The organism is Methylibium sp., from assembly GCF_031393925.1.
In the GTDB taxonomy this organism is placed as follows: domain Bacteria; phylum Pseudomonadota; class Gammaproteobacteria; order Burkholderiales; family Burkholderiaceae_C; genus Methylibium.
The window spans coordinates 1-5,726 of the sequence record NZ_JANMWL010000058.1 but is presented as its reverse complement, the minus strand read 5'-3'; the positions used below and the strand labels follow the sequence as shown (position 1 = coordinate 5,726).

The 5,726-nt window shown below is 66.8% G+C and carries 5 protein-coding genes and 2 pseudogenes; 5 read left to right on the top strand and 2 right to left on the bottom strand.

The genetic code is table 11. From position 1 onward, the window contains the following. Positions 1-629 (bottom strand): annotated as a pseudogene (locus RMO12_RS03895) (bifunctional proline dehydrogenase/L-glutamate gamma-semialdehyde dehydrogenase); the annotation flags it as partial. A gap of 285 nt (positions 630-914) precedes the next feature. On the opposite strand from RMO12_RS03895, the gene RMO12_RS03890 reads away from it, so the two are divergent. From RMO12_RS03890 to RMO12_RS03870, 5 genes are all read left to right on the top strand, one after another. Continuing rightward, on the top strand, positions 915-1,685 hold the full coding sequence (locus tag RMO12_RS03890) for an ABC transporter ATP-binding protein (protein WP_309638272.1): 771 nt from the start codon (positions 915-917) through the stop codon (positions 1,683-1,685). Next, the gene (locus RMO12_RS03885; protein ID WP_309626865.1) at positions 1,686-2,396 is read left to right on the top strand and encodes an ABC transporter ATP-binding protein; all 711 of its coding nucleotides are present in this window, start codon (positions 1,686-1,688) and stop codon (positions 2,394-2,396) included. A 41-nt stretch (positions 2,397-2,437) separates the two neighbouring features. Beyond that, complete coding sequence (locus RMO12_RS03880) at positions 2,438-3,646, top strand: ABC transporter substrate-binding protein (RefSeq protein ID WP_309638271.1); 1,209 nt, start codon at positions 2,438-2,440, stop codon at positions 3,644-3,646. Between the two features lie 78 nt (positions 3,647-3,724). Further along, entirely contained in the window at positions 3,725-4,612 is an 888-nt protein-coding gene (locus RMO12_RS03875) for a branched-chain amino acid ABC transporter permease (protein WP_309638270.1), read from the top strand. A gap of 26 nt (positions 4,613-4,638) precedes the next feature. After that, entirely contained in the window at positions 4,639-5,610 is a 972-nt protein-coding gene (locus tag RMO12_RS03870) for a branched-chain amino acid ABC transporter permease (RefSeq protein ID WP_309638273.1), read from the top strand. Positions 5,611-5,614: 4 nt separating this feature from the next. Here the strand turns inward: RMO12_RS03870 and RMO12_RS03865 are convergent. Next, positions 5,615-5,726, bottom strand: a pseudogene (locus RMO12_RS03865) (YggS family pyridoxal phosphate enzyme); the annotation flags it as partial.

The window sequence follows — 5,726 nt, the reverse complement described above, 5'->3', positions numbered from 1 at the left end:
TCGGTACGCGCGCCCTCGCCGAGCATGTCGAAGGAAAAGCGCAAGCCGCCCTGCGTCTGGCGCTGCTCGCGCGCCGCTTGCAGCGCCTCGCCGATCGACTGGCCGAGCACGAACTGGCGGCCGAGCAACTGGATCGCGCGCACCGTCGCGGCCACCACGGTCTTTGCGCCCAAGCGCTGCAGCAAGCCGCCAGCTTGCTCGCCTTCGGGCAGAAATTTCTTCGACAGCGAAATCGCGCTGGCCGACAGGCTGGCGAACAGGCGGTGCGGGCCGACATCGGGCGCACCGGCCGCGTCGAAGTCGGCGCGCCCCAGTTGGTCAGCGGTCAGCGCGATCGCGGTCGGCGCATCGGGGACCCGCAGTAGCGCTTCGGCCAGGCGCATCAAGGCCAGGCCTTCGGCGCTCGAAATCGGGTACTCGCGCAGCAGCGACTCCATCGCCCAGAACGGCGCCGGCTGGTCGCGCACCGCCTGCACCCACGGCCGCGCCAGCGCCTGCACTGCGGGCCAGTCGAGCGCGCCCTGCAAGGCCTGCAGCCGCGCGGCAACGACGCCGGCCTCGTCGCGCAGCGGCGAAGGCAGCCGTGCCGTCGCGCTGGCTGGATGATGGGAACGAGCGGCGTGCGGCATGGTGGCGTCTCCAGCAAGGGCCGGGCGACGACGATCGATCGGCTCGCCCAGCGCGGTAGTGTGGTGTGCCAACGCCGATGGCACGCCCCGCAACCGGGTTATTGCGGCGCGGCGTGAGGGAGCGCCCCATGAACGCGCCGCCCGAGCCTTCCCACCCGCTGCGAAGCCAACGAGAATCGGCCGCGCTGGTGGCTTGCCGCGTGCGCGCTCCTACCTAGGGTGATCCCCGCCTGTTGCGGCGCAACACCGCTGCTTAAAGTGCAATCCCTTGTCGACAGGCCCCGCATGAGCGACTTCATCCTCGAGACGCACGGCCTCACGAAAGAGTTCAGGGGCTTCACCGCCGTGGACCGCGTGAACCTGCAGGTGCAGCGGGGCCACATCCATGCATTGATCGGCCCCAACGGCGCGGGCAAGACCACCTGCTTCAACCTGTTGACCAAGTTCCTGGCACCCACGCGCGGCACGATTTTGTTCAACGGCCAAGACATCACCGGCGAGACCTCGGCGCACATCGCGCGGCGCGGCGTGATCCGCTCGTTTCAGATCTCCGCGGTGTTCCCGCACCTGAGCGTGCTGGAGAACGTGCGCATCGGTCTGCAGCGCTTCACCGGCACTTCGTTTCATTTCTGGAAAGGTCTGGCCGGGCTGCGCACGCTCGACGCCAAGGTGCTGGAATTGCTGGAAATGGTCGACCTGCGCGACATGGCGCAGCTGCAGGCGGCCGACCTGCCCTATGGCCGCAAGCGCGCGCTCGAGATCGCCACCACGATGGCGATGTCGCCCGAGCTGATGCTGCTCGACGAGCCGACCCAGGGCATGGGCCACGAGGACGTGGATCGCGTCACCGCGCTGATCAAACGCGTGGCCGAGGGCCGCACGGTGCTGATGGTGGAGCACAACATGCGCGTGGTCTCGCGTATCGCCGATCGCATCACCGTGCTGGCGCGCGGCGCCGTGCTGGCCGAAGGACCGTACGAAGAAGTGTCGCGCCACCCGGCGGTGCTGGAGGCCTACATGGGCAGCGAGGCCACCGAACTGGCCGGCGCGCACTGAATGAGCGCCGCGCTGGAAATCACCGGCTTGCACGCCTGGTACGGCGAGAGTCACATCCTGCACGGCATCGACCTGTGCGTGCCGCGCGGCCAGGTGGTCACCTTGCTTGGCCGCAACGGCGCGGGCCGCACCACGACCTTGCGCGCGATCATGGGCCTGGTGGGCACGCGCAAGGGTTCGATCAAGGTCCACGGCCAGGAGACGATCACCTGGCCCACGCACCGCATCGCCCACTTGGGTCTGGGCTATTGCCCGGAGGAGCGCGGCATCTTCGCCTCGCTCAGCGCCGAAGAAAACCTGCGCTTGCCGCCGCGGCTGAAAGCGGGCCGCGGCACCGCCATGACGGAAGCCCAGATCTACGCAATGTTCCCCAACCTCGCCGAGCGCAAGGCCAGCCAGGGCACGCGGCTGTCGGGCGGCGAGCAGCAGATGCTCGCCGTCGCGCGAATCCTGCGCACCGGCGCCGACATCCTGCTGCTCGACGAGATTTCCGAAGGCCTGGCGCCGGTGATCGTGCAGGCCCTGGCGCAGATGATCACCGCGCTGAAACAGCAGGGCTTCACCATCGTGATGGTGGAGCAGAACTTTCGCTTCGCCGCGCGGCTAGCCGATCATTTTTACGTCATTGAGCATGGCCATGTGGCGCTTTCCTTCCCCGCGTCCGAGCTGGCGGCGAGGCAAGATGCGCTCGACGAACTGCTCGGCGTCTGAGCCGTTGCTTTCCCGTTCAACACCTTCACCAGGAAATCCCGATGACCCTCGCTCTGAAGCGCATCGCGCTGGCCGCCGCGGCCTGCAGCCTCACCGGCATGGCCTCGGCCCAGATCTCGGGTGACACCGTCAAGATCGGCATCCTCACCGACATGTCGGGCGTGTACGCCGACATCGACGGGCCCGGCGGGGTCGAGGCGATCCGCATGGCCATTGCCGACAAGAAGGGCATGGTGGCCGGCAAGAAGATCGAACTGCTCTACGCCGACCACCAGAACAAGGCCGACGTGGCCGCCAGCAAGGCGCGCGAATGGCTCGATACGCAGGGCGTGGATGTGCTCATTGCCGGCACCAACTCCGCCACGTCGCTGGCGATGATGAAGGTGGCGGCCGAAAAGAAGAAGCCGATCATCGTCATCGGCGGCGGCACCGCGCGCGTGACCAACGAGGACTGCACGCCCTATTCGATCCACTACGCCTACGACACCGTTTCGCTGGCCAATGGCACCGGCAGCGCCGTCACCAAGGCGGGCGGCAAGACCTGGTATTTCCTCACCGTCGACTACACCTTCGGCCAGTCGCTACAGAACGACACGGCCGCGGTGGTCACCAAGTCGGGTGGGCAGGTGCTCGGCAGCGTGAGGCACCCCTTGTCGGCCAACGATTTCTCCTCCTTTCTGCTGCAGGCGCAATCCAGCAAGGCGCAAATCCTCGGCCTGGCCAACGCGGGCGGGGACACCATCAACGCCATCAAGGCGGCCAACGAGTTCGGCATCACCAAGACGATGAAGCTGGCGGGCCTCTTGATGTTCATCAACGACATCCATTCGCTGGGCCTGCCGCTCACGCAGGGCATGTACATGACCGACAGTTGGTACTGGAACCAGAGCCCCGAGGCGCGCGCATGGAGCCGGCGCTTCTTCGAAAAAATCAAGCGCATGCCCTCGTCGATCCAGGCGGCCGACTACTCGGCGGCGATGCACTTCCTGAATGCGGTCGAGGCCATCAAGTCCGACGACGCCGACAAGGTCATGGCACAGATGAAGGCCGCACCGGTCAACGACTTCTACACCAAGGGCACGATCCGAAAGGAAGACGGGCGCGCCATCCACGACATGGTGCTGCTGCAGGTGAAAACGCCGAAGGAGTCCACCGAGCCGTGGGACTACTTCAAGGTGGTCGAGCGCATTCCCGGCGAGCAGGCCTTCGCGAAGCTGGCGGACAGCAAGTGCCCGCTGGTGAAGAAGTGAGATGACGGCGCCCGCGCGCGCTCTGCGCCGCCCCCCGAGGCGGCACCCGCACGAGGCCGGAGAGCCAGGCTGATGCCGATGCCTGACATCTTCGGCATACCGTTGTCGGCGTTTCTCAGCCAGCTCCTGCTCGGTCTGGTGAACGGCTCGTTCTACGCGATGCTGTCGCTGGGCCTGGCCGTCATCTTCGGCATGCTCAACATCATCAACTTCGCCCACGGCGCGCTCTACATGACCGGCGCCTTCCTGGCGTGGATGGGCCTCAATTACCTGGGCCTCAATTACTGGGTGATGCTGGTGCTGGCACCGCTGGCAGTCGGTCTGCTGGGCGTGCTGATCGAGCGGCTGCTACTGCAGTGGCTCTACAAGCTCGACCACCTCTACGGCCTGTTGCTCACGCTGGGGATCTCGCTGGTGGCCGAAGGCGTCTTCCGTTCGTTCTACGGTGTCTCGGGTCAGCCTTACCCGGTGCCCGAGGCGCTTTCAGGTGCCACCGACCTGGGCTTCATGGTGCTGCCCAATTACCGGGCCTGGGTGGTGGTGGCCTCGATCGTCATGTGTCTGGCGGTGTGGGCGCTGATCGAGAAGACCTCGCTCGGCGCAAGCTTGCGTGCCGGCACCGAGAACCCCCGCCTGGTGCAGGCCTTCGGCATCAACGTGCCGCGCATGATCACGCTCACCTACGCTGGCGGCGTGGCGCTCGCTGCCTTTGCCGGCGTGCTGGCCGCGCCGATCCTGCAGGTCTCGCCGCTGATGGGCAGCAACCTGATCATCGTGGTGTTCGCGGTGGTGGTGATCGGCGGCATGGGCTCGATCCTCGGCTCCATCCTCACCGGCCTGGGCCTGGGCGTGATCGAGGGCCTGACCAAGGTGTTCTATCCCGAGGCGTCGAGCACGGTGGTGTTCGTCGTGATGGCCATCGTGTTGCTGATCCGCCCGGCCGGCCTGTTCGGCAAGGAGAAGTGATGACCGACGCGCCGCGTGCCCGAGCGATGCCGCCGCTGGTCGGCTATGCGGTGCTGTTCGCCGCGGTCGCGCTGCTGCCGGCGCTCGGCGCCTACCCGATCTTCATCATGAAGGTGATGTGCTACGCGCTCTTCGCGTGCGCCTTCAACCTGCTGATCGGCTTCACCGGCCTGCTGTCGTTCGGCCATGCGGCCTTCCTGGGCGTGGCCGCCTACACCGCCGGCCATGCGCTCAAGGTGTGGGGCTTTCCGACGCCGCTCGGCCTGCTCTTGGGCACCGGCGTTGCGGCACTCACCGGCCTGGCGTTCGGCTGGCTGGCGATCCGCCGTTCGGGCATCTACTTCTCGATGATCACGCTGGCGCTCGGGCAGATGCTGTACTTCATCTTCCTGCAGGCGCCGTTCACCGGCGGCGAGGACGGGCTGCAATCGGTGCCACGCGGCCGTATGTTCGGCCTCGATCTCGCCCAGGACATCCACCTCTATTACGTGGTGCTGGCGATCTTCGGTGCTTCGTTCTGGCTCATCTACCGCACGGTGCATTCACCGTTCGGGCAGGTGCTGACCTCGATCCGCGAGAACGAGGCGCGCGCCGTTTCGCTCGGCTACGACGTCGAGCGATTCAAGCTGGTGGCTTTTGTGCTGTCGGCCGCGCTGGCCGGCCTGGCGGGCGCGACCAAGACCCTGGTGCTGGGATTTGCCACCCTGACCGACGCGGTCTGGACCACCTCCGGCGCCGTCATCCTGATGACGCTGGTGGGCGGCATGGGCACCATGATCGGGCCGATCGTCGGCGCGCTGGTGATCATCGCGCTCGAGAACAAGATCGGCGACGTGGGCAAGGCACTGGCCGACTTCACCGGCATCGCCTGGTTCAACGGGCTGGGCGAATCGGTGACGCTCGTGACCGGGCTGATCTTCATCATCTGCGTGCTCGCCTTCCGGCGCGGCCTGGTCGGCGAGTTAGCGCACCTGTGGGCGCGCTGGCGCAAGGCTTAGCGGTTCAGGGCCCACGCGCGCCGAAGATCGCCGTGCCCACGCGCACGATCGTCGCGCCTTCGAGCACGGCGGCCTCCAGGTCGGCTGTCATGCCCATCGACAGCGTGTCCAACCCC

Coding starts and splice junctions, on each gene's coding strand:
- RMO12_RS03875 (WP_309638270.1), top strand. CDS start 3,725: ATGCCTGACATCTTCGGCATACCGTTGTCGGCGTTTCTCAGCCAGCTC.
- RMO12_RS03880 (WP_309638271.1), top strand. CDS start 2,438: ATGACCCTCGCTCTGAAGCGCATCGCGCTGGCCGCCGCGGCCTGCAGC.
- RMO12_RS03870 (WP_309638273.1), top strand. CDS start 4,639: ATGCCGCCGCTGGTCGGCTATGCGGTGCTGTTCGCCGCGGTCGCGCTG.
- RMO12_RS03885 (WP_309626865.1), top strand. CDS start 1,686: ATGAGCGCCGCGCTGGAAATCACCGGCTTGCACGCCTGGTACGGCGAG.
- RMO12_RS03890 (WP_309638272.1), top strand. CDS start 915: ATGAGCGACTTCATCCTCGAGACGCACGGCCTCACGAAAGAGTTCAGG.